Source organism: Streptomyces sp. NPDC046862 (genome assembly GCF_040704615.1).
Lineage (GTDB): Bacteria > Actinomycetota > Actinomycetes > Streptomycetales > Streptomycetaceae > Streptomyces.
The window spans coordinates 134,431-158,113 of sequence record NZ_JBEYXP010000008.1; the positions used below are offsets into that span (position 1 = coordinate 134,431).

At 71.5% G+C, this 23,683-nt stretch carries 17 protein-coding genes and 2 tRNA genes; 16 read left to right on the forward strand and 3 right to left on the reverse strand.

Translation table 11 applies throughout. The annotated features are described in order from the left end of the window. Window positions 1-63 precede the first annotated feature (63 nt). From AB0959_RS11295 to AB0959_RS11320, 6 genes are all read left to right on the forward strand, one after another. Window positions 64-1,026, forward strand: a complete 963-nt coding sequence (locus AB0959_RS11295; protein ID WP_366826213.1) for a bifunctional MaoC family dehydratase N-terminal/OB-fold nucleic acid binding domain-containing protein — start codon at window positions 64-66, stop codon at window positions 1,024-1,026. A gap of 1 nt (window position 1,027) precedes the next feature. Next, the gene (locus AB0959_RS11300; RefSeq protein ID WP_366826098.1) at window positions 1,028-2,140 is read left to right on the forward strand and encodes an acyl-CoA dehydrogenase family protein; all 1,113 of its coding nucleotides are present in this window, start codon (window positions 1,028-1,030) and stop codon (window positions 2,138-2,140) included. After that, on the forward strand, window positions 2,137-2,547 hold the full coding sequence (locus AB0959_RS11305) for a MaoC family dehydratase (protein WP_366826099.1): 411 nt from the start codon (window positions 2,137-2,139) through the stop codon (window positions 2,545-2,547). The genes AB0959_RS11300 and AB0959_RS11305 overlap by 4 nt, the downstream gene beginning before the upstream one ends. Beyond that, entirely contained in the window at window positions 2,544-3,710 is a 1,167-nt protein-coding gene (locus tag AB0959_RS11310) for a lipid-transfer protein (RefSeq protein ID WP_366826100.1), read from the forward strand. The genes AB0959_RS11305 and AB0959_RS11310 overlap by 4 nt, the downstream gene beginning before the upstream one ends. Window positions 3,711-3,902: 192 nt before the next feature. Continuing rightward, entirely contained in the window at window positions 3,903-4,457 is a 555-nt protein-coding gene (locus AB0959_RS11315) for a SigE family RNA polymerase sigma factor (RefSeq protein WP_366826101.1), read from the forward strand. 244 nt (window positions 4,458-4,701) lie between these two features. Further along, window positions 4,702-6,357, forward strand: coding sequence for a long-chain fatty acid--CoA ligase (locus tag AB0959_RS11320; protein ID WP_366826102.1), 1,656 nt, complete (start codon window positions 4,702-4,704; stop codon window positions 6,355-6,357). A 144-nt stretch (window positions 6,358-6,501) separates the two neighbouring features. Here AB0959_RS11320 and AB0959_RS11325 read toward each other — a convergent pair whose 3' ends face one another. Further along, the gene (locus tag AB0959_RS11325) at window positions 6,502-11,349 is read right to left on the reverse strand and encodes a PAS domain-containing protein (RefSeq protein ID WP_366826103.1); all 4,848 of its coding nucleotides are present in this window, start codon (window positions 11,347-11,349) and stop codon (window positions 6,502-6,504) included. Window positions 11,350-11,705: 356 nt separating this feature from the next. Then, window positions 11,706-12,215 (reverse strand): SSI family serine proteinase inhibitor, encoded by a 510-nt coding sequence (locus tag AB0959_RS11330; RefSeq protein WP_366826104.1) that lies wholly within the window; start codon window positions 12,213-12,215, stop codon window positions 11,706-11,708. A 265-nt stretch (window positions 12,216-12,480) separates the two neighbouring features. Here AB0959_RS11330 and AB0959_RS11335 point away from each other — a divergent pair. From AB0959_RS11335 to AB0959_RS11350, 4 genes are all read left to right on the forward strand, one after another. Beyond that, window positions 12,481-12,571 (forward strand) — tRNA-Ser (locus tag AB0959_RS11335). A 199-nt stretch (window positions 12,572-12,770) separates the two neighbouring features. Further along, window positions 12,771-12,843 (forward strand) — tRNA-Arg (locus AB0959_RS11340). A gap of 232 nt (window positions 12,844-13,075) precedes the next feature. Further along, window positions 13,076-14,290 (forward strand): hypothetical protein, encoded by a 1,215-nt coding sequence (locus tag AB0959_RS11345; RefSeq protein ID WP_366826105.1) that lies wholly within the window; start codon window positions 13,076-13,078, stop codon window positions 14,288-14,290. Between the two features lie 437 nt (window positions 14,291-14,727). Continuing rightward, window positions 14,728-15,552, forward strand: coding sequence for a DUF2637 domain-containing protein (locus AB0959_RS11350; RefSeq protein WP_366826106.1), 825 nt, complete (start codon window positions 14,728-14,730; stop codon window positions 15,550-15,552). Window positions 15,553-15,562: 10 nt separating this feature from the next. On the opposite strand, the gene AB0959_RS11355 is transcribed toward AB0959_RS11350, so the two are convergent. Further along, the gene (locus tag AB0959_RS11355; protein WP_366826107.1) at window positions 15,563-16,039 is read right to left on the reverse strand and encodes a MarR family transcriptional regulator; all 477 of its coding nucleotides are present in this window, start codon (window positions 16,037-16,039) and stop codon (window positions 15,563-15,565) included. A 122-nt stretch (window positions 16,040-16,161) separates the two neighbouring features. Between AB0959_RS11355 and AB0959_RS11360 the strand changes: the two genes are divergently transcribed. The 6 genes from AB0959_RS11360 to AB0959_RS11385 all read left to right on the forward strand — a co-directional run. Next, the gene (locus AB0959_RS11360; RefSeq protein WP_366826108.1) at window positions 16,162-16,545 is read left to right on the forward strand and encodes an HGxxPAAW family protein; all 384 of its coding nucleotides are present in this window, start codon (window positions 16,162-16,164) and stop codon (window positions 16,543-16,545) included. A gap of 74 nt (window positions 16,546-16,619) precedes the next feature. Continuing rightward, window positions 16,620-17,510, forward strand: a complete 891-nt coding sequence (locus tag AB0959_RS11365) for a DUF2797 domain-containing protein (RefSeq protein WP_366826109.1) — start codon at window positions 16,620-16,622, stop codon at window positions 17,508-17,510. 369 nt (window positions 17,511-17,879) lie between these two features. Then, on the forward strand, window positions 17,880-18,620 hold the full coding sequence (locus tag AB0959_RS11370) for a response regulator transcription factor (protein ID WP_366826110.1): 741 nt from the start codon (window positions 17,880-17,882) through the stop codon (window positions 18,618-18,620). Next, a complete protein-coding gene (locus tag AB0959_RS11375; protein WP_366826111.1) occupies window positions 18,617-20,266 on the forward strand; it encodes a HAMP domain-containing sensor histidine kinase in 1,650 nt (549 codons plus the stop codon). Before AB0959_RS11370 ends, AB0959_RS11375 begins: the two co-directional genes overlap by 4 nt. Window positions 20,267-20,280: 14 nt before the next feature. Then, a complete protein-coding gene (locus AB0959_RS11380; protein ID WP_366826112.1) occupies window positions 20,281-21,783 on the forward strand; it encodes a bifunctional glycosyltransferase family 2/GtrA family protein in 1,503 nt (500 codons plus the stop codon). Continuing rightward, window positions 21,780-23,683: glycosyltransferase family 39 protein (locus AB0959_RS11385; RefSeq protein ID WP_366826113.1), on the forward strand; the 1,904-nt coding region annotated here is incomplete at its 3' end. The genes AB0959_RS11380 and AB0959_RS11385, both read left to right, overlap by 4 nt.

The following is a 23,683-nucleotide window of genomic DNA, read 5'->3' on the forward strand; positions in this document are numbered from 1 at the left end:
GAGCCGGGACAGCCGGTCCGGAGGGAGCCGGTTCAGCCGGACGAGCCGGATGAGCCGGATGAGCTGTCGGCGCGGCTGAAGGCGTACGAGGGGCGTCCGGCGGCGGTCGGCGGCGTGGGCAAGGACCCGGTCAACGAGCCGATGATCCGCCACTGGTGCGAGGCTCTGGGCGACACCGACCCGGCGTACGCGGGGCCGGACGCCGTCGCGCCCCCCACCATGCTCCAGGCGTGGACGATGGGCGGCCTGTCCGGGCACACGGGCCGCTCGAGCCGCTCGGGCCGCTCGGAGGCGTACGACGAACTGCTGGGCCTCCTGGACGACTCCGGGTACACGTCGGTGGTCGCCACCGACTGCGAGCAGGAGTATCTGCGTCCCCTGCGGCCGGGGGACGAGATCACCTTCGACTCGGTGATCGAGTCGGTCTCGGAGCGCAAGACGACCAAGCTGGGGACGGGCTACTTCGTCACGACGCGGACGGACGTACGGGCGGGCGGCGAACCGGCGGGGACGCACCGGTTCCGCATCCTCAAGTACACGCCCAAGTACACGCCCGCCCGGCGGAACCCGAAGGCCCCTCGGGCCCGGCGACCAAGCCCGGTGATCAACCGGGACAACGCCGGCTTCTGGGAGGGGGTGGCCCGCGGGGTGCTGCTCATCCAGCGGTGCGGCGACTGCGGGACACTCCGCTTCCCCTGGCTCCCGGGGTGCGCCGCCTGCGGCTGCCCGGAGTGGGACACGGTCGAGGCGAGCGGCGAGGGATCGGTCTATTCGTACGTCGTCATGCACCACCCGCGCTTCGAGGCGTTCGACCCTCCCTACGCGGTCGGACTGATCGAGCTGGCGGAGGGCGTGCGGATCGTCAGCAACGTGGTGGGGGTGCCGTACGACAAGGTGCGCATCGGGCTGCCGGTGCGGCTGGAGTTCGCGCGGTTCGACGAACGGGACGGGGAGGACAAGGCGGGCGGGGAGGGCGCGGAGCTGGTGCTGCCCGTCTTCCGGGTCCAGGAGGGTGGCGGGGGCTGACATGGACTTCACGCCCACGGAGGAGCAGACCGCCGCCCGCGAACTGGCCGCGCGGATCTTCGGCGACCTCGCCACGCACGAGCGGCTCACCGCCGCCGGGACCGGCAGCGACATGGAGCTGTGGAAGGCGCTGTGCGCCGCCGGACTGGTGAGCGCCGTGGAGGATGTCGGCGTGCTCGGCCTGGTGCTCCTGCTGGAGGAGCAGGGGCGCACCACGGCCCAGGTGCCGTTCGCGGCGAGCTGCGTGTACGGGCTGCTGGCGGTGCGTGCGCACGGCTCGCCGGACCAGCGGGGACGGCTCCTGCCGGGGATCCGCGACGGCTCGGTGGTGGTGTGCGGGGCGTTTCCGGCCGTCGGGGGTGTACGGGCGTCCGGGCGGGGCGAGTTGACGGGCACCGTGCCGCTCGTGCCCTGGCTGAGGGACGCCACGCATGTGCTTGTGCCCGACGAGCGGCGGCGGCTGTGGCTGGTGCGGGCCGCCGACGCGGACTGCGAGCCGGTCGAGTCGACGGCTCCCTGGGCGGCGGGGCGGCTGACGCTGGACGGGACGCCGGGAGAGCCGCTCGGGACACCGGCCGCGTACGACACCGCTCACGAGGGTGTGCTCGTCACCGCGTACGACGACGTGCTCGCCATGGCCCGTACCGCCTTCGCGGGCCTGCAGGCCGGGGTGTGCGCGGGATCGCTGGCGCGCGCCGTGACCCACACGAACACCCGGGAGCAGTTCGGGCGTCCCCTCGCCGTCAAGCAGGGCGTCCAACTCCGGGCGGCCGACGCGTACATGGACACGGAGGCGATCCGCGTGACGGCGTACGAGGCGGCCTGGCGCCGCGACCAGGGCCTGCCCTGCGCCACGCACGCGCTGACCGCCGCCTGGTGGGCGTCCGAGGCCGGGCAGCGCGTGGTGCACACCGGACAGCATCTGCACGGTGGCACGGGAGCCGACCTGGAGCATCCCGTCCACCGGCACTTCCTGTGGGGCCGGCAGCTCGACGCGTACCTGGGGTGCGGGAGCGAAGCGCTGCAGGAGCTGGGGGAACTGATCGCGAGCGGCACCGAGGGCAACGAGGGCAACGAGGGCACCGGCGACGCCGGAGGAGGTGAGGCGGCATGAGGACGGGGGAGCCGGGTGAGGAGCTGCCACCGCTGGAGATCCCGATCACGCGCACGCTGATCGTCGCGGGGGCCATCGCCTCGCGCGACTACCAGGACGTGCACCACGACGCGGAGCTGGCGCGGCAGAAGGGCTCGCCGGACATCTTCATGAACATCCTGACGACCAACGGCCTGGTCGGGCGGTACATCACGGACCACTTCGGCCCGGGCGCGGTCCTGCGCAAGGTGGCCATACGGCTCGGCGCACCCAACTACCCGGGCGACACGATGGTGTTGACCGGGGCGGTCGAGACGGTTGATGACGGCACCGGCACGGCGACGGTGAGGGTCGTCGGGGAGAACGGCATCGGCAGACATGTGACCGGCACCGTCACGGTCACCCTCCCCTCGGAGGGCGACTCATGAGCGTACGGGCGCGGGACACCCTCGGAGGGCGGGCGGCGGTCGTCGGGGTCGGGGCGACCGAGTTCTCCAAGGACTCGGGGCGCAGTGAGCTGCGGCTGGCGGCCGAGGCGGTACGGGCCGCGCTCGACGACGCGGGGCTGACCCCGGGCGATGTGGACGGGATGGTCACGTTCACGATGGACACCAGCCCGGAGATCACCGTCGCGCAGGCCGCCGGGATCGGGGAGCTGTCCTTCTTCTCGCGGATCCACTACGGCGGCGGGGCCGCGTGCGCCACGGTCCAGCAGGCGGCGCTGGCGGTGGCGACCGGGGTGGCCGAGGTCGTGGTCTGCTACCGGGCGTTCAACGAGCGGTCGGGCCGGCGCTTCGGCTCCGGGGTGCAGCACCGCGAACCCTCGGCCGAGGGCGCCGCGCTCGGATGGTCGCTGCCGTTCGGGCTGCTGACGCCGGCGTCGTGGGTGGCGATGGCGGCTCAGCGGTACCTGCACACGTACGGACTGACACCCGAGGCGTTCGGGCACGTGGCGGTGGTGGACCGGAAGTACGCGGCGACCAACCCTGCGGCGTACTTCCACGGGAGACCCATCTCGCTGGCCGAGCACGCGGCCTCGCGGTGGATCGTCGAGCCGCTGAGGCTGCTGGACTGCTGCCAGGAGACGGACGGCGGCCAGGCGGTCGTCGTCACCTCGCTGGAGCGGGCACGCGACCTGCCGAACCCGCCCGCCGTGATCCTGGCGGCCGCCCAGGGCGCGGGGCGGGCGCAGGAGCAGATGACCAGCTTCTACCGGGACGACCTCACCGGGCTGCCCGAGATGGGCGTGGTGGCGCGGCAGCTGTGGCGCACGTCGGGGCTGGGGCCCGAGGACATCGACGTGGGCATCCTGTACGACCACTTCACGCCGTTCGTGCTGATGCAACTGGAGGAGTTCGGGTTCTGCGGGGCGGGGGAGGCCGCCGACTTCGTGGCCGGGGAGCGGCTGCCGGTCAACACGCACGGCGGACAGCTCGGGGAGGCGTACCTCCACGGGATGAACGGGATCGCGGAGGGAGTGAGGCAGGTGCGGGGCACGGCGGTGAACCAGATACCGGGTGCCCGCAGGGTGCTGGTCACGGCGGGTACAGGGGTGCCGACCTCCGGGCTGGTGCTGGGAGCGGAGGAATGAGCGGTGCCGTGCCTACGACGACGGCGCCTACGACGGCGGCGGGTGCTTCTCAGGGATACACCCTCAGTACCTGAGGGCCGCTCGTCCACCTCTGGGAGGTGGAGCCAGCCCCCCTCCTACAACCTGAGGGGGATTCGCCTTCGGGACCTCCGGCCGATCCGCTCGAACGGGGGTCGCTCATAGCGTGGAGCCATGACCACACTCGTCTGCACCAGCGCTTCGAACGCCGCCACGCCGGCGAGGCAGACCCTTTCGTACCCGTCGTTCTCGTCGTACGTGAAGGACCGCCAGACGGTGCTGCTGCGTACCGCCCGGTCGCTGACGGCGAACCCGAGCGACGCGGAGGACCTGCTGCAGACCGCGCTCACCAAGACGTATGTCGCCTGGGACCGCATCGAGGACCACCGCGCCCTCGACGGGTACGTGCGGCGTGCCCTTCTCAACACGAGGACGTCCCAGTGGCGCAAGCGCAAGGTGGACGAGTTCGTGTGCGACGAACTGCCGGAGCCGGAGACGGTGCCCGCCGGGGACCCCGCCGAGCAGCAGGCGCTGCACGACGCGATGTGGCGGGCGATCATGAAGTTGCCGGCACGGCAGCGGGCGATGGTCGTCCTCAGGTACTACGAGGACCTGAGCGAGGTGCAGACCGCCGAGGTGCTCGGGGTGTCCGTCGGCACCGTCAAGTCGGCGGTGTCGCGCGCCCTGGGCAAGCTGCGCGAGGACCCCGAGCTGGAGCCCGTGCGGTAGCGGATCCAGTGGGAAGGGGGCCTGACCGGCCGCGGGAAGGGGGGCCTGACCGGCCGCGGGAAGGAGAGTCTGCCCGGCCGCCGTTCCATGGACCCGCACATACTCGCTCACTCGTCAACCGTCTCCGCCAAGCGCCGACACCGGCGAACAAATCCACCGTGACCTAGTGACATACTGCTCGGTATGCCAGCACAATCGCGGGACACCTACCCTCGCGTAGCCGCTTCAATGAGGAGGCCCCCCGGTGCTGAGCACGATGCAGGACGTACCGCTTCTGATCTCCAGGATCCTGAGTCATGGCTCGGCCCTGCACGGGACATCGCAGGTGATCACCTGGACCGGTGAGGGGGAACCGGACCGCCGTTCCTTCGCCGAGATCGGGGCGCGCGCGGCTCAGCTGGCGCATGCCCTGCGGGAGGACCTCGGGGTCGACGGGGACGAGCGTGTGGCCACGCTCATGTGGAACAACGCCGAGCACGTCGAGGCGTACTTCGCGATCCCCTCCATGGGAGCCGTGCTGCACACGCTCAACCTCCGCCTCCCGGCCGAACAGCTCGCGTGGATCGTCAACCACGCCGCCGACCGCGTGGTCATCGCGAACGGTTCGCTGCTCCCCCTCCTCGCACCGCTGCTCCCGCACCTCAAGACGGTCGAGCACGTAGTCGTCTCCGGGCCGGGTGACCGTTCGCTGCTGGACGGGACGACCGTGCGGGTGCACGAGTACGAGGAGCTCCTGGCCGGCAAGCCGACGACGTACGACTGGCCGCAGCTGGACGAGCGCAGCGCCGCGTCCATGTGCTACACCTCCGGCACGACCGGCGACCCCAAGGGCGTCGTCTACTCGCACCGGTCGATCTACCTGCACTCCATGCAGGTCAACATGACCCAGTCCATGGGCCTGACCGACCAGGACATCACCCTCGCCGTGGTCCCCCAGTTCCACGTCAACGCCTGGGGCCTGCCGCACGCCGCCTTCATGACCGGTGTGAGCATGTTGATGCCGGACCGGTTCCTGCAGCCCGCGCCGCTCGCCGAGATGATCGAGAAGGAGAGGCCCACGCACGCGGCGGCCGTCCCGACCATCTGGCAGGGCCTGCTCGCCGAGCTCGCCGCGCGCCCCAGGGACGTCAGCTCCCTCACCCAGGTCACCATCGGCGGCTCGGCCTGTCCGCCCTCGCTGATGGAGGCGTTCGACGAGCTGGGCATGCGCGTCTGCCATGCGTGGGGCATGACGGAGACCTCGCCGCTCGGCACAGTGGCGCGTCCGCCGGCCCACGTCATCGGCACCGAGCAGGAGCTCGAGTACCGGCTCACCCAGGGCCGTTTCCCCGCCGGCGTCGAGGCCCGGCTCACCGGCCCCGGCGGCGAGCGACTGCCCTGGGACGGGGAGTCGGCGGGCGAGCTGGAGGTGCGCGGGCCGTGGATCGCGGGCGCGTACTACGGCGGGGACGGCGCCGAACCCCTGCGTCCCGCCGACAAGTTCAGCGAGGATGGCTGGCTCAAGACCGGTGACGTCGGCACCATCAGCCCCGACGGCTACCTGACCCTCACCGACCGCGCCAAGGACGTCATCAAGTCGGGCGGCGAGTGGATCTCCTCCGTCGAGCTGGAGAACGCCCTGATGGCCCACCCGGACGTCGCCGAGGCCGCCGTCGTCGCCGTACCGGACGAGAAGTGGGGCGAACGCCCGCTCGCCACGGTCGTGTTGAAGGAGGGCGCCACCGCGGACTTCGCGATCCTGCGATCCTTCCTCGCGGATGAGGGCAAGATCGCCAAGTGGCAGCTCCCCGAGCGCTGGACGATCATCGAGTCCGTGCCGAAGACGAGCGTCGGCAAGTTCGACAAGAAGGTACTGCGTCGGCAGTACGCCGAGGGCGGGCTGGACGTCACGCAGATCTGACGCGTCGTACGGCGTGAGCAGGTAGACAACACTGGGGGCGCTGTTTCACGTGAAACAGCGCCCCCAGTCACGCGCGGGCGGACCCGGCTCGTGATCGGTGATCGGTGATCGGTGACCAGCGATCAGTGATTCGTGATCGGTGATTCAGTTCGTTCCGATGCGGGCCAGCAGGTCCACGATCCGGTTCTGAACCTCGGGGCTCGTCGAGCGTTCCGCGAGGAACAGGACCGTCTCCCCCGAGGCCAGGCGCGGGAGTTCGGTCGGGTCGACGGCGGCGGTGTAGACGACGAGCGGGGTCCGGTTCAGCTGGCCGTTCGCGCGCAGCCAGTCGACGATTCCGGCCCGGCGGCGGCGCACCTGCAGCAGGTCCATCACCACGAGGTTCGGCCGCATCTGGGCGGCGAGCGTGACCGCGTCCGCGTCGGAGGCGGCCCGCGCGACCTGCATGCCGCGCCGCTCCAGCGTCGCGGTCAGTGCCAGCGAGATCTCCGCGTGCTCCTCTATGAGCAGCACGCGCGGCGGGTGCTGCTCGGAGTCACGCGGCGCGAGGGCCTTCAGCAGTACGGCGGGGTCGGCGCCGTACGCCGCGTCCCGCGATGCCTGCCCGAGGCCCGCCGTCACGAGCACGGGGACCTCGGCGGCGACGGCGGCCTGGCGCAGCGACTGCAGTGCCGTACGCGTGATCGGGCCCGTGAGCGGGTCGACGAAGAGAGCGGCCGGGAAGGCGGCGATCTGTGCGTCGACCTCTTCGCGCGAGTTCACGATGACGGGCCGGTAGCCGCGGTCGCTCAGCGCCTGCTGGGTGGTGACGTCGGGCGCCGGCCACACGAGGAGGCGGCGCGGGTTGTCGAGCGGCTCCGGGGGGAGCTCGTCGTCCATCGGCTGAGGCTGCGGCTGGTCGGAGACCTCCACGGCGCCACCGGGACCGTCGAGCGGCTCGGGGCCTTCGTCGGCGTTCTCGTCGGGCGCCCCTATGGCGTACGAGCGCCCGGCACCCTCGGTGACACCGGCCGCCAGACGGGACTGGCCGGCGAGCGAGGGCTGCGCGGGGAGCGGGGTCTGCCCGGCGAGAGACGGCTGTGCGGGTTCGGGTGCCTGCACGGCGGGGGTCGGCACGGCGGGGATCGGCACGGCGGGGGACTGCGAGGCGGGTGCCTGCATGGCGGGGGCCGAGACCACCTGGGCCTGCCCCGGCTGCGGGTGCGGGCGTGCCGCCGCCTCCGGGCGCGCGGTGGGCTCCGGAGGCGTGCCCAGCTTGCGGCGGCGGCCGGAGCCGTTGGTGCCGGAACCGTTGCTCTGGTGCGAGGGGGTTGTCCCGGGGGCACCCGGCTGGGGCTGGCGGGCGAACGGCACGCCCTGGCCGAGCGTGCGCACACTGATCGCCCGCCCCTGGGTGGAGTTGGGATCGACCGGGGCGGCGGCCTCGGCGGGCAGCGGCTGTGCGGTCCGCGCCTGTGCCTGTGCCTGTGCTTGTGCGGGCACCTGAGCCTGCGCCGGTGCCTGCCCCTGCTGTTGGGGCTGCTCGGGCGGGAGCGGGGTGCCGGACGCCGGGGTGGCCTGCTCCGCCGGAGCGGGGGACGCGGCCTGCGCGGGGGCGGCGGCCGGTGCGGGGCCGGCGCCCTGGGCCGGCGTACCGGTGCCGGAGGCGTCGTCGGCGCCGGGCCACGGCGGGGGGCCCGCCTGGACGGGGGTGCCGGGGGGCTGGGCCTGGGGTTGCGGCTGTGCGTTCGGCGGCACGGACTCGGCGAGCCCGGGGCCCGGGCCGAGCTGCAGCGGGAGTTGGGCGGGGACGGTCACACCCTGGGTGCCCTGTGCGGGTACGGGCCGGCCCGGCCCTGGCACTCCCTGCGCGGGCACGGGCCGAGGGGTGCCCGGCGCTCCTTGCGCGGGCACGGGCTGGGCTCCGCCCGGGATGCCCTGGGCCGGGACAGGCTGAGCGTGGCCCGGAACACCCTGCGGGGGCACGGGCTGTTGGGCGGGCACGGTCACTCCGCGCGGGGCGACGGGCTGCGCGGCCTGAGCCGGTACTCCGTGCGGAGGCACGGGCTGTTGCGCAGGGACAGGCTGCCCCGGAGCGGCCTGCGCGGGTGCGGCCTGCGCGGGTACGGCCTGCTGCGCTCCCACCTGAGCCGGAAGTCCCTGAGACGCGGCTGCCTGCCCCGGCACCTGGCCCTGCGTGGAGGGCATCTGCGCAGGGACACCCTGTGCGGGTGCCGTCCCGCCCTGCTCCGGAGCACGGTGGGCCCTGCGGCGGCCTGTCGGCGCGGGCAGGGGGTGCGGCTGGGGCGGAGTGTGGTCGTCGGACGGATCATGCAGCGCCGAGTCGTGACGCCCGTCGTCCGCCTGGTCCCCACCGGGCACACCGCCGGGCACACCACCGGGCATCCCGGTACCGGGCGCGCCCGGCACGTCGGCCACCTGGCTGCCTGCTGCGTCCGGCCCGACGGAAGGAGCCTGCCCTGCGAGCTGTACCGGAGCCTGTCCCGCGGCCTGGGCAGGAGCCACGGGAACTCCGCCGCCCTGCCCGGTGGCGGCCGCGCCGTGCGCGGCCTCGTACTCGGGTGTGCGGTCGGCCTCGGCCGGCGGCAGGGCGAAAACGGCGCGGCCCGGCCCCTGCTGCGCGGCGGCGCGCTCCTCCGCGTTGGCGAGGGCCCTGCGTCGGCGCCCGGTCGGCTGGGTCTGCCCTCCGGCGGCGCCCGCACCGTCGGCCTCCGGCGCGCTCTGGGCCGCGGGCAGGGCGGGCGGCAGGGCGTGCTGCTCGGGGTTGCGACGTGCCCGCCGTCCGGTGGGCACGGGCACACCCTGCGGCGGCACCGTCTCCCCCAGCCCCGTGGCCGCGGTGCCCGCCGCGTGCTCGGCAGCCGTGACGACCGCGCCCTCGGAGACCCCTTGGGCGCCGTTCTCGGCGGGGCTGGGCCGCCCACGCCGCCGTCCCGTGCCACCGGATCCGGCACCGGGTTCCGCGCCGGACGCTTCGTCGTTCCCCTCGCCCTGCGCCGGAGCGGCCTCGGGCTCACCGTCCGCGGACTCCGCCCGCCGCCTGCGCCGTCCGGTGGGCGCGGCGGCCTCCGGCTCGGACTCGGACTCCTCGCTCTCCAGGAACGCGTCCACCGACGACCGCTGAGCCCGCCGCCGACCGCGCCGGGAGGCATTCTCCTGAACACCGCCCTGAACATCGCCCTGAACACCGCCCGGGGCCTGCTCCGGCAACGCGAGCTCGGCACCGACACTCTGCGCACCGACACTCTGCGCACCGACACCCTGCGCACCGACGCCCTCGGCGGCAGCGGCCACGTCGACCGCGGGCGGCTGCTGGGCCGGAACCGCCCCGGCACCGCCACCGATCGGTACCTCGAGCACGTACGCGCTGCCGCTCATGCCCGGCACGTCGTGCGTCTGCAGCACACCGCCGTGCGCCCGCACGATCCCGCGCACGATCGGCTGGTGCACCGGGTCTCCCCCGGCGTACGGGCCGCGCACCTCGATGCGGACACCCTCGCCGCGCTGGGCGGCGGCCACGACCACCGTGTTGTCCATGTAGCCACCGGCCGACATGGGCGAGTTGCCCGTCGCGTCGACCCCCGCCACGTCGGCGATGAGGTGGGCGAGCGCGGTCGCGAGCCGCCGCTGGTCGACCTCGGCCTCGATGGGCGGCGCGTGCACGGCGAACTGCACCCGCCCCGGTCCGATCAGCTCGACGGCCCCTTCGACACCGGCCGCGACGACGGCGTCGAGCATCACCGCGGTCCGTACGAGATCGTCGTCGCCGGAGTCGAGGAGCTGGTAGCCGAGCACGTTGTCGACGAGCGTGGTGATGCGCGAGTACCCGGCCGCCAGGTGGTGGAGGACCTGGTTGGCCTCGGGCCAGAGCTGCCCGGCGTCGTCGGCGGCGAGCTTGCCGAGTTCGCCGCGGAGCTGATCGAGCGGGCCGCGCAGGGAGTGCCCGAGCACGGCCAGGAGCTGCTCGTGCCGCGCGGCCAGCGCCTCGTACCGGTCCTTCTCGCGCTCGCCGAGCGCCGCGTACCGCTCGTCCCCGGCGGCGAGTTCCTCGGCGTGGCGCTCGCGCAGTTCGTCGAGCTCGCCGGTGTGCTCCTCGCGCAGCGTGCCGAGTTCCTCGGCGTGCTCGGCGGAGAGCTTCTCGATCTCCTCCGCGTGCTTCTCGGCCTCGTTCTTCTTCTCCTCGGCGAGCGCGTCGTACGACCGCCGGTCGGTGAAGGTCATGACGGCGCCGACGAGCTGGTCACCGTCGCGCACGGGAGCGGTCGTGAGATCGACCGACACCTTGTCGCCGGCCTTCGACCACAGCACCTGGCCGCGCACCCGGTGCTTGCGCCCCGAGCGCAGGGTGTCGGCGAGGGGCGACTCCGCGTACGGGAAGGGGGCGCCGTCCTCACGGGAGTGCAGGACGAGGGTGTGCAGCTCCCGCCCACCGAGATCACTGGCCCGGTAGCCCAGTATCTGAGCGGCGGCCGGGTTGACGAGCACGATGCGCCCGTCAGTGTCCGTCCCCACCACACCCTCGGAGGCGGCCCGCAGGATCATCTCGGTCTGGCGTTGTGCCCGGGCGAGTTCGGCCTCGGTGTCGACCGCGCCGGACAGGTCGCGCACGACGAGCATGAGCAGCTCGTCAGCGGTGTAGCCGTATCCGTCGTACGCCTGCTGGCCGTTCTCCAGGTTCGCGCTCGTGACCTCGACCGGGAACTCGCTCCCGTCGGTCCGCCGCGCGATCATGCGGGTCGGCTTGGTGCGCCCGTGTGGATCGATGGAGGCGGGCCGCCGCATGGACCCGGGGATGAGTCGGGAGTCGAACTCGGGCAGCAGATCGAGCAGCCCGCGCCCCACCAGAGCGGTCCCCGGGGTCTCGAAGGCCTCCAGGGCGATGGTGTTGGCGTTGACGACCGTCCCGTTGGCGTTGACCAGCACCAACGCATCCGGGAGCGCGTCGAGTATGGCTGCGAGGCGAGCAGCGCCTCGGGATGGCCTGCTGCTCACGAGACGCTTCCTCCCTGTTACCGCATCTTCCCGACCGCCTGGGCCATCTTGCCAACCGGCCCGCAGCGTGTCACGCGAGGGAGTCTACGGGCAGAGGTTGCGCTCGCGACGCCGGATGAGAGGGAGGTCGCACGTGGATCTTTATGGGGATCTGCGACGGACCTGTGACCGGTGTGTTTCGCCCAGCGTGGGCGTGATGATCGACTTCGTGAAGGTGCGGCCCGGGGTGATGGACCGTACGTGTGTGCGGTGCGGCGCAGGGTGGTTCGGTGCGGAACGTCCGCCGGCGGACCTCTCCCGCCACTCCCTCGCCCCTTCCCGCCTTCCTCCATCCCTCCCTGCTCGGACTCCGTCCCCTACTTGTGCCGGCTCTGCTTGGGCAGCAGGGGGACGAGGGCGTCCCACCGGGCGATCTCGCAGCCGTTGCGGCGGTCGAAGCGGGCGTCGACGGGGCGGCCGGCCCAGGTGCCGGTGACGTGGGCGGTGGCCGGACCGCCGTACTGCATCGTGCACATCGTTCCCGGGGCCACGGGGGCGAAGGGGTCGCGCCCCCAGCTCGTGCCGCGTTCGAGCTTCCCGCAGGCGGCTCGGGCGTCCGGATGGCTCCCGCCCTCCGGGTGGCACTCCAGCCCGACCGTCCCGTCCGTGTCACGGCCCGTGCCCTCGACCGTGACGGTCAGCCGGTCCCCGGAAGCAGGCGGGGGTTCGGGGGCCGGTGCGGGCAGCGGCCGAGCCGCACCGCTCTCCGCGTACGCCGTCGGAGGCGCGCAGGCCAGGGCGGTGACCGCGCCGAGGGCGGCGGCACCGGCGAGGAACCGCCGGAGGGCGGCGGGACGACGGGGAGCGGAGGAAGCGGGACGGACCATGACCTGCCTAACGCCGGCCAGCGCGCACGGTTGCGCCACCGGCTTCGGGCCCCGGGTTCCGGGACCCGAGGGGCTCGTTCGTGCCCCGGGTTCCGGGGCCTGCGGGGATCATCCGCGATGAAGATCCCGCGCCCCGCCGAACCGCCGCCATACGGCTTTGCCCTGCGGCCTCTCCGCCTAGTAACGTGGTGGGCGATTGGTGACGGCCCGCCGGGCTGTGTCATCATCTGCACGCACCACTCGCGCTCGCGCGGGCGGCTGTGCTGGAGGCGTCGCCTAGTCCGGTCTATGGCGCCGCACTGCTAATGCGGTTTGGGCCTTAAAGCCCATCGAGGGTTCAAATCCCTCCGCCTCCGCGTCTGATCCCGAAGCCCCGGTCCTCGACGACCGGGGCTTCGGCCGTTCTTCGGGCTGGCGAGTAAGCACGTTTTCGCAGGTCAGTCCGGGTGCGGCTAACGGATTTCGCCTCACGCCGCCAGTCATGTAATGTTGTTCCCGCAACGCCGACCGGGCCGAAAAGCCCGGAAGGAAGCGCCAACACAACAGAACACACAAGCACTCGTAGCTTAACGGATAGAGCATCTGACTACGGATCAGAAGGTTGCAGGTTCGAATCCTGCCGAGTGCGCAGAGATCAAAGGCCCCCCGGGATCATCCCGGGGGGCCTTTGACATCAGTAGGTGACATCTTCGTCACCGCAGGCATCTGGTTGGTCACCTCAGGTACCCGGCCGTGTGGGTGTGCGTGGCGATCCGTGGAGGCCGCCTCTTTCCTCAACTCCCCTTTCCTGACTGTGGGTATGTTCAGATGATCATCTGAACATCGTTGTGCGGACGGGTTCACGGAGGGCGAGGGGGCGCATGGACACGGCAACCGTCATCGCGCGGCTGGACGAGGCTCGGGGAGCCGATTCCAGAACGCGCGACCGCGTCTGCGACGAGGTGGCCGCGGAGTTTCTGGCGGCAGGGACCCCGCCGTTCATCGAGGTGCGCTCCGCCGACCTGCGCACGGACCCCTACCTCATGTGTGCCGACCGTTACTGGCGCGGCCGCTTCCAGGAGCAGCCGACGGCCAGGACGGCCCTCGAGTGCGCCCGGTGGATGTCGGACCACGTGAACGACGAGAGCTGGGAAGCCGTCGCCGAGCAGTGGGCACTCGGCAACGGCTTCCTCAACCGGGACAACCTGGAGTCCCCGGACCAGCTCGCGGAGGTGATGGGAGAGACGGGCACGGGCGCGGCGGTGGAGCGCTTCGCGTTCTTCCTCACCCTGTTCCACGCGGGCAAGTTGCGGGCGAACTTCTGCTTCGACGAGTTGCACGCCTTCCTGGCGTACTCGCCCTCGTCCGCGGCGGCCGGCTCCCTCCGAGGGGAACCCGTCTTCGTGGCACTGCAGTCGTTCGCCGCGTTCGGCAGCAGGACGCTGACCGCCGCCTACGCCTCCGAGCTGCTGGAGCAGGCCTGGTCCGCGGCCGACCGGACCCGGCACACGGTGGACATCTGCCTCAACGGCGTGGCCTTCGCGCCCCCCTTCGCAGGGCAGGGCGAACTCCTGCGCGACTACGCGGAGGAGGCGGTGGAGGCCCATCCGGGCGACCACATGTTCCACGCGCGCCTGGCCGCCGGGCTGCACATGTGCGGCCGGCACGACGCGGCGCTGGAGAGCATCGACACCGCTCTGGCGTTGCTCGCGGCCAGCGCCACCGCCAGCCTCAGCGTTCTGCAGAACCAGTACCTGACGAAACGGGACGCCATCCAGGAAGGGCGTCTGCGGGCCGAGCGGGACGCGGAGCAGCTGCACCGCTGGGAACAGCAGGCCGCGGCCAACGCGCAGTTGGAACGCTCCCTGCACACCTCCTCCGTGCGCGCCGTCGAAGTCGTCGCCGTCTTCACGGCCGCCATCGCCTTCGCTGTCGGATCCCTCCAGGTCACCCTCACCGGAAAACTCCCCCTGTCCGATCGCCTGTGGCTCCTGGCCGCCCAGGGCGTGGGGCTGGCCGTCTTCGCGCTGCTGATAGTCGGCGGGACCTGGTTGATCACCCGGAGCCATCACGGGCAGGACAAACGCACCGGGTGACTGCAATAACACCCAAGATCACCTGAGGACGGCTGCGCCATGCGGCACCCGCCTTTCCTTCTCGTGAAACGCCTGTATGGCCCAACCCCGTCACCTGATTGCCGCGCATCTGCACCATTGTGTCCCGCGTTGGTGGGGTATGACTACAGCAACGTCCTCAACTGCGTCATGGGGTTCTTCAAGCGGCGCGGATTCCCGCCTTCATGCCCGTGGGCTGTCGAAGAGAGGGTGGGCCTTCACGCCGCGACCCGCGTCCACCCCGGATGCGAACGCTTATCTGTGGTTTCGCGGTAATCGCATTGAATTGATGTACTCGTCCACTGCCCTTGAGGGGTTCCTCGCGGAGATGAGTGAGATTCAGGACGAGTTCGAGCGCCTGTCGACCGGGGAGCCGGTCGGCGGCGCACGTCGTGGGGGCTGGATGGGGCAGAGCCGTCATGTCTGAGATGTACAGCGGCCATGGCGTCGCCGGAACCCACGTCGAACCGGGTGTGAGGGCGTGGCCGTACACGGATTACGAGAGTTCCTCCCCGGCGTCCGTACAGCCTTCTTTTCCGCCGTTCGCCCCCTTGGACGCGTCATGGGACCCGGCGGAGGAACTCGCCTATCTGCTGAGGGATCAGGCCGCGGCCGAGAGCGCTGCTTTTCCTCCGGAACCGGCTGTCGGTGAATCCGGCGAGGAAATGCCGACAGCTGAACGGCTTGCCGGTTTGGCGCAGGTCACCGAAGAACTGACGCGCGTCCGTCCCGTGCCCGGCCATCGCCGTGTCACACCGCGAAAACCCGCGCTCAGCGCGCTGCAGAAGACCAGCTACTTGATCGTCGCGATGGCGGCTGTCGTCGTCTCGATGGTCAGCGTGCTCGGCGGGGTGATCACCTACGATCCGCTCCGCCGTCTTCCCGGTCCCCACGCCGCCTACGGGGCCGGCGGTTTGTGGCCCCTGCTCGTCTACGGCCCCTGGACGGTGGCCACTTTGTCCATTCTGCGCGCCGCTCTCCATCGGCGTCGCGCGGCGCACTCCTGGTCCGTCGTGCTGTTCTTCTCGGGCGTCACCATGCTCCTGTGCATTGCCGAGGCGCCCAGGACCATCCCCGGTGTGGCGACCGCGGCGCTTCCCTCTCTCGCCGCCCTCGCCTGCTTCCAGCAGCTCGTCCGTCAGATCACCCTCACCCGTCCCCCGCGCAAGACCGTCCGCCGGCACCGCACGTCCACGTTGCCCTTCACCCCCTACCGTCCGCCGCAGCAGAAGACCGGCGCCTGACCTCGCCGCGTCACCTCTGCTCTCGCAGCTCTGCCACGTACTGCTTGGTCAAGGCGCCCGTGCGTGTGAACCAGTCGTGCAGGACGGCGATCTCGTCCGGGGAGTAGTCGGCGAAGATCTCCGCGAGGCGGGCGTAGTACGGGGCGTAGAGGGACTGGACCTGCTCGGCGGCGCAGGCGGTGGCGGCCACACGGACGCGGCGGCGGTCCTCGGGGTCGGGGCGGCGGGTGACGTAGCCGGCGCGTTCGAGGCGGTTGAGGATGCCGGTCACCGCGCCTGTCGTGACGTTCGCGCGGGCGGACAGGTCGCCCGCGGTGAGCAGGTCGTCGCCCGCCTCCAGGACGTACGCGAAGCAGGTGAGGTCCGTGACGGTCAGGCCCAGGCGCTGGGCCACCTCCTGCTGACCGATCATGCTCGTCGCGATCAGGTGGTCCATCGCGGAGAGGGTCTGCGCGGGGGGCGCGGGCGGGCGCGGCTTGCCCTGCATGGTGGGTTCCTCGGGGTTTCTCTAGATTTTATCTTAGCTCGTGAGAGGTTTAGGTTATTAACCTCTTAGGTAGTGAGGGGTCGAGGGATTCTAAGGGCAGGACGCGGAGGGGGTGGTACGTCGTGGGTGCGCATCAGTACGACGAAGGGCACACCGTCGCAGGCTGGACCGGGTTCGGGATCGCCACGGTCGGGGCGGCGGTGGCGGGGCTCGGCATGTGTACGGGGAGCACGGTGGAGCTGTGGGGCGGGATCGCCGGCGTCGGGGTGAGCGTGATCGTCACGTGGGTGCTGCATCTCGCCGGGTGGGGCAAGGCGCCGGGGACACGGCCCGCGGACCAGTGGGGGATGCGGGTCCGGGATCTCTCCGCCCGGAAGGGCCATCCCGGGTGCGTGGGATGCCGGCTGGCCGGGCGGTGGCCGACGGAGTCCGTGGCCGTGGTGCCTGCCGTCGTGCCGGCCCCGGTCTCCGGGGCCGTAGAGGGCAGCGCCGAGGTCGTCGGCTGATTATGGGCGGCCCCCGTTATCGCGTTGTGCCAGGTCAGTCGCATTGTCAGTGGCGGCACCTAGTCTTGTGAGCGATGGCACAGGCGTGGAGATGTGCGGGGCTGCGGTGGGTCGGCGCGGAGCCCGTGCTGGTGTGGGAAGGCGGGCGCGGGAGTGCTCTGCCACGGGGGAAGAAGGTGGCCTTTGGAGTGGTGACGGGGGGTGTACGGACGTGTGTGGGAGCACGGGGGCACGGGTGCCCCACACGGGCCGGGGTGTCGGGGCGGAGCACTGGCGCGCGGTGTGAGGAGTGTGCGCGGCTGGATCGGGCGCACTCCGTCGCCGCCGACACCATCGCGGACGATCCGCGGCCGTACCACGTGTACCTCGCGTGGTTCGGGCCCGGCATGGTGAAGGTGGGGATCACCGCGGTCGAAAGGGGGTCCGCACGGCTGTTGGAGCAGGGAGCCGTCTGCTTCAGCTGGCTGGGGCGCGGACCGCTGATGGCGGCACGCCGGGCGGAGGAGGTCCTGCGGGCCGCGCTCGGAGTGCCGGACCGGATTCCGTACGCCACCAAGCGGGCCGTACGGGCCGCGTTGCCCGAAACCGGGGAGCGGGCGGCAGAGGTGGCGGAGCTGCACGCGCGGGCGGTGGCCCTCGACGGCTGGCCGGAGTCGTTGGAGCGGATGCCGTGCCGGACTGTCGACCACGCAGAGGTGTTCGGGCTCGACGGGCTGCCGGACGCCGACGGGGTGGTCGGCGAGCTGGCCGCGGGCGGGACGGTGGGCGGCGTGGTGCTCGCCGTGGCCGGACCCGATCTTCATCTGGCCACGGGGAGTGGGGTCGTGGTCCTCGACACACGGCTGATGACGGGGTGGGAGCTGGTCGCGGTGGATGCGAGCGGACAAGAGGTACAGGGGGTGCTCGGGGTGCCGGTACGGGAGTTGAGGAAGAGTGGGGGTGGTGTCCAGGACGGGCTGTTCTGACGAGCCCTTGTGGCGGGCTGTTCTGACGGGCGGCCGACTCCGCCGGGACGGGCGGGGCGAGGCGGGGAGCGACGGGCCGTCTGAGGACGCTGTGTCCGCGGGAATGGTCCGGGGATGGCCCGGGGATCGGGTTCACCCAGCGGAAGCACAGGATGGTCGGCGTCGCACACAGCAACTCTCCGACAGGGCGCACGTGCAGGCCGAAACACCTGATCAGCGCAGGTGCGGCGGCGGACGGACACCTCAGCGTGGACCAGGTGCCGGGGCAAGGAATTCCCAGGGGTCGCCTGAGAGGCGCCTGTGAGTTTCTCAGGGAAATCACAGGTTGCCGAAAGCGTGCTCTCAGAGCGGAGCGCCATGGTTTCCAGCATGACCACGACCTCGCCCCAGGGGCGCACCGAACTTCTGAGGCCGGACGGGAGCCCCGTCCGAGTGCTTGTGGTGGACGACGAGCTGTCGATCACCGAGCTGCTGTCCATGGCCCTTCGCTACGAGGGCTGGCAGATCCGTAGCGCGGGGGACGGGCACGGGGCGGTGCAGACCGCCCGCGAGTTCCGGCCCGACGCCGTCGTCCTCGACATGATGCTGCCGGACATGGACGGCCTGGCCGTTCTCGGGCGGCTGCGGCGTGAGCTGCCGGAGGTGCCGGTGCTGTTCCTGACGGCCAAGGACGCGGTGGAGGACCGTATCGCCGGGCTGACCGCCGGCGGGGACGACTACGTCACCAAGCCGTTCAGCCTCGAAGAGGTCGTCGCCCGGCTGCGGGGGCTCATCCGGCGTTCGGGTGCGGCGGATCGGCGTTCCGACTCCGTGCTCGTCGTGGGTGACCTCACGCTCGACGAGGACAGCCACGAGGTGTCGCGGGCCGGGGACAACATCCACCTCACCGCCACCGAGTTCGAGCTGCTGCGGTTCCTGATGCGTAACCCGCGGCGTGTGCTCAGCAAGGCGCAGATCCTGGACCGCGTGTGGTCGTACGACTTCGGCGGCCAGGCCAACGTCGTCGAGCTCTACATCTCGTACCTGCGCCGGAAGATCGACGCCGGGCGCGAGCCGATGATCCACACCCGGCGCGGCGCCGGTTACCTGATCAAGCCCGCGGCGTCATGAGCGGACGACGACGGTCGCGTACGCAGGGGCAGAGGCGAGAACGCCAGCCGCGCACGCTGCGGACGCGGTTGGTCGTCTCCGCGGTGGCGCTGATCGCGGTGGTGTGCGCCGTCATCGGGACGGTGACGACCATCGCGCTGAACCAGCATCTGTACCAGCAGCTGGGCGAGAAGGTCAGTGACGTCGGTAAACGGACCGGTGGGCCCAGGCCGCAGGGGAAGCCGGGAGACGGCCAGATCCCCCTCCCCGGCACGAGCAGCCTGACCACGGACGAGAAACTCGGGTTCGTCACTAAGGGCGGCTCGCCGGAGCAGACGGTCGGCGCCGTCGTGGAGAACGGCACCGTCACCAAGGCGGTCGTGTCCGAGCTGCGGAGCACCACCACCAGCAGCAGCACGAACCAGGAGATGACGGCCGTCACGCTGAGCAGTGCGGACCTCAGCGCGCTCTCCGCCGTCGCGCGGGACAACAAGGCGCACACGGTCAGCTTCCCCGACCTGGGCGAGTACTACGTCAGGTACGTCACCAACCCGAGCGGCGACACCTTCTACGTGGGCCTGCCCACCAAGTCCGTCACCGACACCGTCAACACCCTCATCCTCGTCGAGATCAGCGTCACCGCCGCCGGTCTCGTGGCCGCCGGTATCGCCGGTGCCGTCATGGTCGGCGTGGCCCTGCGCCCCCTGCGCAAGGTGGCCCACACCGCGACCCGTGTCTCCGAACTCCCCCTGCACACCGGCGAGGTCACCCTCAACGAGCGGGTCCCCGAGTCCGAGACCGACCCCCACACGGAGGTCGGGCAGGTCGGCGCGGCCCTCAACCGCATGCTCGACCACGTCCACGGCGCCCTGCACTCACGTCAGCAGAGCGAGATGCGAGTACGGCAGTTCGTCGCGGACGCCAGTCATGAGCTGCGGACGCCGCTCGCCTCCATCCGGGGGTATGCCGAGCTGACCAGGCGAGGGAGAGAGGAGATCGGGCCCGACACGCGGCACGCGCTCGGGCGGATCGAGTCCGAGTCGGGCCGTATGACGCTGCTCGTCGAGGATCTGCTGCTGCTCGCCCGGCTCGACGCCGGGCGGCCGTTGCAGTTCGAGCAGACCGATCTCATCCCGCTCGTCGTGGACACCATCAGCGACGCCCGGGCCGCCGGTCGCCAGCACATCTGGCGGCTCGACCTGCCCGACGAACCCGCGCTCGTGTCGGCCGACGCCGCACGCCTGCAGCAGGTCCTCGTCAACCTGCTCGCGAACGCCCGTACGCACACACCACCGGGGACGACCGTCACCGCGCGCGTGCAGCGGCGCGGGCCGTGGATGTGCGTGGACGTCGAGGACGACGGGCAGGGCATCCCGCAGGAGCTGCTGCCGCGGGTCTTCGAACGTTTCGCGCGCGGTGACTCCTCGCGCTCCCGCTCCTCCGGGTCGACCGGTCTGGGCCTCGCCATCGTGCAGGCCGTGGCGACCGCGCACGGCGGTGCCGTGACCGTCGACAGCGTCCCCGGGCGGACGGTGTTCACCGTGCACCTGCCTGCCCTTGCCAGGCCGTTGCCCTCGCTTGACCAGGCAACGAACTGGGAAGCGGACTGGGAACCGGACTCACAGGCGGACCACAGCACCACCACATGGGTACAACAGGGCGCTTGACGAAAGTCGGTCCCATGCGAACCGACTCTTCTCCCGGCAACCTGCCGGCGCGGGAGCACCTCCCGGCCGGAGACGCCGGTACGCCTGTCCTGGACGTAGTGATCCCCGTCTACAACGAGGAGAAGGACCTCCAGCCGTGCGTCCGCAGACTGCACGAGCACCTGGCACGCACGTTCCCGTACGCGTTCCGCATCACGATCGCGGACAACGCGTCGACGGACACCACCCCGCAGGTGGCCGCGCGGCTGGAGGCGGAGCTCCCGGAGGTCACGTCCTTCCGGCTCGAGCAGAAGGGGCGCGGGCGGGCCCTGCGGACGGTGTGGTCCGCGTCCGACGCGCCGGTCCTCGCCTACATGGACGTGGACCTGTCCACCGACCTCAACGCGCTGCTGCCGCTGGTGGCGCCGCTGATCTCGGGTCACTCCGACCTGGCGATCGGCTCCCGGCTCAGCCGCAGCAGCAGGGTGGTGCGCGGCCCCAAGCGGGAGTTCATCAGCCGCGCCTACAACCTGATTCTGCGTGGCTCGCTGCAGGCCCGCTTCTCGGACGCCCAGTGCGGCTTCAAGGCGATACGCCGTGACGTCGCCCAGGTGCTGCTGCCGCTGGTGGAGGACACCGGCTGGTTCTTCGACACCGAGATGCTGGTCCTGGCCGAACGCGCGGGTCTGCGGATCCACGAGGTGCCGGTCGACTGGGTCGACGACCCGGACTCGACCGTCCACATCGTGAAGACCGCCACCGACGACCTCAAGGGGGTGTGGCGGGTGGGCAGGGCCCTGGCGACCGGCTCACTGCCACTGGACCGGATCGCCCGGCCCTTCGGGGACGACCCCCGCGACCGCGAGATCCAGGACGTGCCGCGCGGCCTCGCCCGCCAGCTCGTCGGGTTCTGCGTCGTGGGCGCCCTGTCGACCCTCTTCTACCTGCTGCTCTACAGCGGTTTCCGTCCCTTCATGGGCTCGCAGTTCGCCAACGCGCTCGCCCTGCTCGTCTCGGCGATCGCCAACACGGCGGCCAACCGGCGCCTGACCTTCGGCGTCCGCGGCCGGGACCGTGCCGTGCGGCACCAGGCCCAGGGCCTGGTGGTGTTCGGGATCGGGCTCGCCCTCACCAGCGGCTCGCTCGCCGCCCTGAACACGGCGACGTCCAGCCCCTCGCACTCCACGGAACTGGCGGTCCTCATCGCCGCCAACCTCGCGGCGACGGTGCTGCGGTTCCTGCTCTTCCGGGCCTGGGTGTTCCCCGACCGGCGTGACGGGGCCCCGGAGCCCTCGACCGTCGTCGCCCACAACCTGTCCCACAACCTGTCCCACAACCTGTCCCGCGATCCGGCTTCGCCGACGTACGGGACAGCCCCCTCGCCCACGTACGCGACGGCTCCCTCGCCGTACGTCACCACCCCTTACTCCCCATCCCAGTTCCGCGCCGGTGACGCCGCGGACCGCACCTGGGGCGACGCCACCACGCAGCTTCAGCCGGTGCGCCCGCACGATCACGATTCGAGGAACGCACGATGACCACGCAGTACGACACGACACCCCAGCAGGGGGTGGGTCCCGACGCGCACACCTGGGGGCCGCCCAGCAGAACAGCGGTCGAGGAAGCTGTGGTTCCCGAGGCTCCTCGCACCCCGACCGCCCCCGACTCCGGCCAGCCCAAGGAGCCCTTCGCGCGCCGCCTGTGGAGGGGCCGACCCGAGGACCACCGCTGGGTGCGTCCGGCCTTCCTCCTCACGCTGCTGGTGATCGGCGGCCTCTACACCTGGAACCTCACGGCCTCCGGATACGCCAACTCCTTCTACTCGGCGGCCGTCCAGGCGGGCAGCCAGTCCTGGAAGGCGTTCTTCTTCGGCTCCCTCGACTCGGCCAACGCCATCACGGTCGACAAGCCCCCGGCCTCGCTGTGGCCGATGGCCCTGTCGGTGCGGGTCTTCGGGCTCAACTCCTTCGCGATCCTGTTCCCGCAGGTACTGATGGCCGTCGCCACGGCGGCTGTGCTGTACGGGGCCGTCCGCCGCCGGTTCAGTGCCGCGGCCGGCTTCCTCACCATGGCGGTCCTCGCGCTCACGCCCGTCGCCGCCCTGATGTTCCGCTTCAACAACCCGGACGCGGCCCTCGCGCTGCTGATGGCCGCCGCGGTCTACTGCACGCAGCGCGCCCTGGAGAAGGCGCGGACGAAGTGGCTGGTGTGGGCCGGTGTCGCGATCGGCCTGGCCTTCCTGGTCAAGACGCTCCAGGCCTTCCTGATCCTGCCGCCTCTCGCTCTGGTGTACGTGTTCTTTGCGCCGGCGAGCTGGAAGAAGCGCGTCGGCCAGGTGCTGCTCGCCGGGCTCGCGATGGTCGTCGCGGGTGGCTGGTGGGTGGCGATCGTCGAGCTGTGGCCGGCGTCGTCCCGCCCCTACATCGGCGGCTCGCAGAACAACTCCTTCCTGGAGCTGACCTTCGGCTACAACGGCCTCGGCCGCATCAACGGCGACGAGACCGGCAGCGTCGGTGGCGGCGGCGGGGGCGGCAACGGCGGCGGCATGTGGGGCGAGACCGGCTGGGACCGGATGTTCAGCTCCAGCATCGGCGGTCAGATCTCCTGGCTGATTCCGGCCGCGCTGATCATGCTCGTGGCGGCTGTGTGGATGACGCGGAAGGCCAAGCGGACGGACACCGCCCGCTCCGCCTTCCTCCTCTGGGGCGGCTCGCTGCTGATCACCATGGTGATCTTCAGCTTCATGCAGGGCATCTTCCACGAGTACTACACGGTTGCCCTCGCGCCCTACGTCGCGCCGCTGATCGGCATGGGCGCGGCCGTCCTCTGGGAGGAGCGCGGCAGGGCCTGGGCGTCGCTGACGCTGGCGGGCGCGATGACGGCGACCGCGGTGTGGGGGTACGTCCTCCTCAACCGTTCCTCCGACTACCTGCCCTGGCTGAAGTGGCTCGTGCTCGTCGGCGGTCTCGTCGCGGCGCTCGGCCTGATCTTCGTCAACAAGCTCGGTCGGCAGCTCACCATGGGTGTCCTCGGGCTGGGCTTCGTCGCCGCGCTGGCCGGTCCGACGGCGTACACGCTCACCACGCTGAACGAGGGCCACACCGGCTCGATCATCACGGCCGGTCCGGCTGTCGCGGGCGGTCGCGGTGGGCCGGGCGGCGGTGGCGGGATGCGCGGCGGGCCCGGCGGTGGCGGCGGCTTCCCGGGCGGCCAGAACCAGCAGGGTCAGCAAGGGCAGCAGGGTCAGCAAGGGCAGCAGGGTCAGGGGCAGCAGAACGGCAACGGTCAGAACGGTCAGATGGGCCAGCCCCCGACCGGCGGCAACGGCGGCGCCTTGCCCGGCGGCGGCCAGAACCAGCAGGGTCAGCAAGGGCAGCAGGGTCAGCAAGGGCAGCAGGGTCAGGGGCAGCAGAACGGCAACGGTCAGAACGGTCAGAT

Coding starts and splice junctions, on each gene's coding strand:
- AB0959_RS11300 (WP_366826098.1), top strand. CDS start 1,028: ATGGACTTCACGCCCACGGAGGAGCAGACCGCCGCCCGCGAACTGGCC.
- AB0959_RS11305 (WP_366826099.1), top strand. CDS start 2,137: ATGAGGACGGGGGAGCCGGGTGAGGAGCTGCCACCGCTGGAGATCCCG.
- AB0959_RS11310 (WP_366826100.1), top strand. CDS start 2,544: ATGAGCGTACGGGCGCGGGACACCCTCGGAGGGCGGGCGGCGGTCGTC.
- AB0959_RS11315 (WP_366826101.1), top strand. CDS start 3,903: ATGACCACACTCGTCTGCACCAGCGCTTCGAACGCCGCCACGCCGGCG.
- AB0959_RS11330 (WP_366826104.1), bottom strand. CDS start 12,215: ATGGTCCGTCCCGCTTCCTCCGCTCCCCGTCGTCCCGCCGCCCTCCGG.
- AB0959_RS11345 (WP_366826105.1), top strand. CDS start 13,076: ATGGACACGGCAACCGTCATCGCGCGGCTGGACGAGGCTCGGGGAGCC.
- AB0959_RS11350 (WP_366826106.1), top strand. CDS start 14,728: ATGTCTGAGATGTACAGCGGCCATGGCGTCGCCGGAACCCACGTCGAA.
- AB0959_RS11355 (WP_366826107.1), bottom strand. CDS start 16,039: ATGCAGGGCAAGCCGCGCCCGCCCGCGCCCCCCGCGCAGACCCTCTCC.
- AB0959_RS11365 (WP_366826109.1), top strand. CDS start 16,620: ATGGCACAGGCGTGGAGATGTGCGGGGCTGCGGTGGGTCGGCGCGGAG.
- AB0959_RS11370 (WP_366826110.1), top strand. CDS start 17,880: ATGACCACGACCTCGCCCCAGGGGCGCACCGAACTTCTGAGGCCGGAC.
- AB0959_RS11375 (WP_366826111.1), top strand. CDS start 18,617: ATGAGCGGACGACGACGGTCGCGTACGCAGGGGCAGAGGCGAGAACGC.
- AB0959_RS11380 (WP_366826112.1), top strand. CDS start 20,281: ATGCGAACCGACTCTTCTCCCGGCAACCTGCCGGCGCGGGAGCACCTC.